The sequence below is a fragment of the Pedobacter sp. 10L46_2 genome (genome assembly GCF_056395165.1).
On record NZ_JBFTIZ010000293.1, the window covers coordinates 1 to 5,329 of the forward strand.

Consider the following 5,329-nt stretch of genomic DNA (forward strand, 5'->3'; position numbering starts at 1 on the left):
GGTGTATCATAAATCATGATACACCTTTTTTTTTCTTAGAATCTTATTAACTATCTAACAGGCTTGCTGCAGCATCATCAAGAAACCAGGTTACACTACCATCAACAGGATTGACTAATTGTGAAGGATACAATTTTGTATTCTTTTTTGGCGCTTCGATAACGTGTTTTACAGCTTGTGCTTTGGTCTCACCAAAAACAAGGAAAGCAATGTTTTTAGCTTTGTTAATTAGCGGTGCAGTAAAACTGATTCTGTAGGTAGAAAGTTTTTCTACGAATACTGAATCTACCTCTACTTCCTTGTTGTCAAGAATAGATGTTCCAGGGAATAATGAAGCAGTATGTGCATCATCGCCCATTCCTAGCAGGATCAGGTCAAAAATGATGTCAGCACCATTAAAATGTGCAGATATAGCTTTGTTATACTCAATTGCGGCCTTTTCGGGAGCAAGGGTGGTATCTACATAAAATATATGATCAGCGGCAATATTTAAAGGATCTAGTATTGCTCTTTTAGCCATTAAACCGTTATAACTTTCGTGATTTGGCAATACATTGCGCTCATCGCCAAAGAAGAAATATACTTTAGACCAGTCAATTTTATCGCGGTATGTGGTAGCTAGTAATTCATATAAGGCTTTAGGTGAGTTACCACCTGTAAGTACAAAATTAAAGCAATCGTTTTCTGCAATTGACTGATTGGCAATAGTTACTATATAGTCTATCAGATCCTCAAATAATTCGCTTTGAGTTTTATAAATTAATAAATTCATTATTCTTTATTTAGTGGTAATGCAAACCAGTGGAAACCGTCTCTGGCAATCAGCGCTTCGGCGTCTTCTGGTCCCCATGAATCTGCAGTGTAATTAGGGAAGCTTAAAGATTTTTTGCTTTCCCATGCGTTAACAACCGGCATTAACAACTCCCATGCAGCTTCTACCTGATCGGCACGCATAAACTGGGTCTGATCGCCTGTCATAACATCTAATAAAAGGGTTTCATAAGCCTCGGGTGTTTCTGAGCTATAGGTTCCTTTGTAGTCAAATACCATGTCAACTGGATTCAATACCATGTCTAATCCTGGTCTTTTACCTTGTACCTGTAAACGGATACTCATCTCAGGCTGAATACTGATGATCAACCTGTTTTGTTGCCAGTGCTCGGTTACTCCGGAAGGGAAAATATGATGAGGTACATCTTTAAACTGAATGGTAATTAATGAAGAGGTCTGGAACAAACGTTTTCCTGTACGTACGTAAAAAGGAATTCCCTGCCATCTCCAGTTGTCTACAAAAAACTTAATTGCAGCAAAGGTTTCAGTATTTGAATTGGCATCTACCCCAGTTTCATGTCTGTATCCAGGTACTTCTTTACCTTCTACCCAACCTTTAGTATACTGACCTCTAACTGTGCTGAAACGAATGTCTTCAGAACTAAACGGACGCATTGCTTTTAATACATCCACCTTTTTGTTTCTGATCTCATCTGCATCAAAGTTTACTGGTGTTTCCATACCAATTAAACAAAGTAATTGAAGCAAGTGGTTCTGAATCATGTCTCTTAACGCACCAGCACCTTCGTAATAGCCCCCTCTATCGCCAACACCAAGTTGCTCTGTTACAGAAATTTGAACGTGATCTATATAAGTGCGGTTCCAAAGCGGCTCCAAAAATGAGTTTGCAAAACGAAAGGCCATTATGTTCTGCACGGTTTCTTTACCTAGATAATGATCTATACGATAGATCTGTTTCTCGGTAAATATGCCGGTAAGAATACAATTTAGTTCTTTAGCTGTTTCAAGATCTCTTCCAAAAGGTTTTTCGATTACAATACGGCAGTTGTCTTCAGTTCCTGCTAATCCATAATCTGACAAGCACTTAGCAATAAGTGGGAACAGGTTTGGTGCTACAGCAAGGTAATAGATAACCTGTGTTTTAGGACCAAACTCTTTCTGAAGTTTCTCTATGCTCTTTTTAAGCAAACCAAAGCTTTCTGGAGTCTCTACATCAACAGAATTATAAATAACATTTTCTGCAAATTTGTTCCACTTTTCCTGCTTTACTTTTCCTGATCTTGAGAATTTGTTTACGCCGTCCATTAGGTTCTCTCTGAATTTGTCATCAGTAAGCGGCCTGCGGGCAGTTCCAATGATGGCATACTTTTCAGGCATGTAGCCGTCTGTGTATAAGTTGTAAAGAGCGGGCGCAAGTTTGCGCAAATTTAAGTCACCGGTACCGCCAAAAATTACTACAATGGTTGGGTTAACGTTGAGGCTAGTTTTCATTAGAATGTTATTATATCCAGTGTGGGTTGTGATTTAATTAATTGTTCTCGTTCCAATCGGCATGGAAAATACCTTCTTCATCAATGCGCTCAAAAGTGTGTGCGCCAAAGAAATCTCTCTGTGCCTGGGTTAGATTTAATGGTGATTTATCAGTTCTAAGGGAATCGTAATAGGTAAGTGCAGAGGCGAAGCAAGGAATTGCAATGCCATTTTTTAATGCTGTGATCACAACATTTCTTGTGCCCGGAATAATTTCTTTTAACTGATTTTGGATGCTCTCATCTGAATATAGATGTGGTAACTCCGGTTGTTTTTTGTAGGCCTGATAAATATCTTCAAGTAGCACCGCACGGATAATACATCCGCCACGCCAGATTTGAGAAATTTCTTTCAGGTTAAGCTCATATTTGAATTCTGCTGAGGCCTGTTCCAATAAATGAAGTCCCTGAGCATAAGAGGTTATCATAGCAAAATAAAGCGCTTGCTCTAACTGTACTTCAAACGCTGCTGCATTTTCAACTTTAATTTGCTGATGCGGTAATGCTTGTGACAGTGCAACACGGAGTTCTTTGAATTTTGACAGATCGCGTGCGCTTACCGATTCATTTATAGTTGGAATAGGTAATTGCAAGTCCATAGAAACTTGCGAAGTCCATTTTCCTGTGCCTTTAGATTTCGCCTGATCTTTGATGACATCAATCAGGTAGCCTCCGGTTTTTTTATCTTTAACTTTAAAAATATCGCGGGTTACTTCCAGTAGGAAAGATTTTAACCTGCCATTGTTCCATTTTTCAAATGTGTTGTATATCTGCTCATTGTTATAGCCAAGTACGTTCTTTAAAAGGTCGTAAGTCTCGGCAAGAATTTGCATCATTGAATATTCAATACCATTGTGAACCATTTTCACAAAGTGACCAGAAGCACCGGGGCCAATATATGCTACGCAAGGATCGCCGTTAACTTTTGCAGAAACAGCCTCTAGAATAGGTTTTACTGCGTTGTAAGCAGCTTTATCTCCACCAGGCATCATGCTTGGTCCGAAACGGGCACCTTCTTCGCCACCAGATATACCCATTCCAAAGAAGTGGATGCCCTGGTCTGAAAGCTCAATCGCTCTTCTGCTTGTGTCAGTAAAGTGAGAGTTTCCACTGTCGATGATCATATCGCCTTTATCAAGTAAAGGAACAAGTTCCTGAATTACGCTGTCAACAATTTTACCAGCAGGTACTAAAAGCATAATCCTTCTTGGAAGTTCAAGGCTTTGTATAAAATCCTCTAATGATTCAAATCCTTTTAAGTTATGGGCCTTACCATCTTCTTCAAGCTTTTTAAGCATGCGGGCATCCTTATCATAACCTGTAACCTGAAAGCCATTATCGGCCATATTAAGCAATAAATTTCGGCCCATGGTTCCAAGACCGATCATTCCTAAAGTGTATTTATTCTTCATTATTTTATTTGTCGTTAGGACGAGTTGTGTATACGTGATATTTTTCGGCAACTTCCCAAAGTTTAGCACCGCCTTTGATGCCATCTTTATTAGTTACCAGATGAATGTTATGATCAAGCTCAAAGGTAATGTGCTTTGAATTTCCACCACCTATATATAATGTGTCGTAATTGAATACTGTTTTATAGATCTGTATGATACGTTCTAAACGTTCGTTCCAGTCTTTTTTTCCAATTTTTTCAAAAGCTTTGGTTCCTATGTAATCATCATAGTCCTTTGTTTTTGTTACCGGTAAATGAGCAAGCTCAAAATGGGGGAGTAGTTCGCCGTCAAATACCAGCGCAGTACCAAAACCGGTACCTACTGTAAATACGATTTCGAAGCCTATGCCACTTACAATTCCAAGTGCTTGTTGGTCGGCATCATTAATAAGCCTTACAGGTCTGTTAAATAAATTACTTACCTGTTGGGCAAGATTAACATTGGTCCATTTGTTTTTGGCCAGGTTTGGAGCTGTTTCTACTTTACCGCATTTAACATATCCGGGAAAGCCGATTGATATCCTGTCGAAGGTGTCTTCGAGCGATGATACCAATTCTTTAATGGTTTTAATAACTTCTTCCGGTGTTGAGTTTTTTGGGGTAGGAAGTTTTTTAAATTCAGAGAGCAGATCTCCTTTTGAACTTAATATACAGGCTTTGATGCTGGTGCCACCTATATCTATCGATAAAATGTTGTTTCCGCTTTCTTTTTTTTGCTTAACTGGCATATCTGTTTTGTGTAAGGGGCCTGTTTTTAATATAATTCAAAATAACAAATTTTCATTCATTAAAAAGGACATGTTTATGTATTTATATTTTAATAATTACTACAACGTGATAATTGCAGCATACATGTAATATATATGTATAAAGTTTGCGGTTTCATATGCCTGAGGATGATGGCTATATGCTGTTACGTAAACGATTGTTACGATAACGTTATAGTATGGGCGTATGGGTTAAATAGGGCTTATTTGGCAATCGAATGCACTTATGTGATTTTGTGTAAAAAAAATGATGTAAAAGATTTGGAATTTAAATTTTCTTTCGTATTATTGTTATAGATAATCGATTTAGCACCATAAGTCATTGTCGGGAAACCAAATACTAACCTAATAAGCCAAACTATGAATCAAACTTTTACTAAAAAGCTATGTAGTGAATCCTCACGACATAATCACAAATTTTTTCTTGGGCATAACATGCCAATTTTAAATGCTGAAGCTGGGCTATGCAATCTATTGGTTGCGGAGATACCTAGCTAAATCGTTTTAAAAATATTTTAAATTTTTTACTTGTTGCTGTTCAATCTGCTCGATTGGCAGGCGATCTGGCGTACGTGTATCTAAAATTTAATCTATTAGTTTCTATAAAATCAAATTAAAAAAGGTTTTCAATCAGTTAATACTTAATTATCTGTTATGCGCTTTATTGCAAATATAACTTTCCTGGGTTTGTTGTGTTCATCAACATGTTCTTTTGGCAATGCCGCTAGGTCTGCCTGTGTGTCGGATATTTCTTCTTTTAAGATGAGTTTCCAACAACAGACTGATTC

The 5,329-nt window shown here is 37.8% G+C and carries 4 protein-coding genes; all 4 read right to left on the reverse strand.

What is annotated here, in order from left to right; genetic code table 11:
- Positions 1-46: 46 nt before the first annotated feature.
- Genes pgl through AC1DDX_RS22835 form a run of 4 tightly spaced genes read right to left on the reverse strand, consistent with a single transcriptional unit; the run spans position 47 to position 4,502 of the window.
- A complete protein-coding gene (pgl, locus tag AC1DDX_RS22820) occupies positions 47-772 on the reverse strand; it encodes a 6-phosphogluconolactonase (protein ID WP_172663729.1) in 726 nt (241 codons plus the stop codon).
- Positions 772-2,283 (reverse strand): glucose-6-phosphate dehydrogenase, encoded by a 1,512-nt coding sequence (zwf, locus tag AC1DDX_RS22825; protein WP_288880460.1) that lies wholly within the window; start codon positions 2,281-2,283, stop codon positions 772-774. The genes pgl and zwf overlap by 1 nt, the downstream gene beginning before the upstream one ends.
- Positions 2,284-2,320: 37 nt before the next feature.
- Positions 2,321-3,733 carry an NADP-dependent phosphogluconate dehydrogenase gene (gene gndA / locus AC1DDX_RS22830; protein WP_337715100.1) on the reverse strand — a complete coding sequence of 471 codons (1,413 nt, stop codon included), beginning with the start codon at positions 3,731-3,733 and terminating at the stop codon, positions 2,321-2,323.
- Positions 3,734-3,737: 4 nt separating this feature from the next.
- Entirely contained in the window at positions 3,738-4,502 is a 765-nt protein-coding gene (locus AC1DDX_RS22835; RefSeq protein ID WP_172663727.1) for an ROK family protein, read from the reverse strand.
- Positions 4,503-5,329: the final 827 nt, after the last annotated feature.

Bases quoted from the DNA above. Each gene is read 5' to 3' on its own strand.
- AC1DDX_RS22835 (WP_172663727.1), bottom strand. From the start codon at position 4,502: ATGCCAGTTAAGCAAAAAAAAGAAAGCGGAAACAACATTTTATCGATA.
- zwf (WP_288880460.1), bottom strand. From the start codon at position 2,283: ATGAAAACTAGCCTCAACGTTAACCCAACCATTGTAGTAATTTTTGGC.
- gndA (WP_337715100.1), bottom strand. From the start codon at position 3,733: ATGAAGAATAAATACACTTTAGGAATGATCGGTCTTGGAACCATGGGC.
- pgl (WP_172663729.1), bottom strand. From the start codon at position 772: ATGAATTTATTAATTTATAAAACTCAAAGCGAATTATTTGAGGATCTG.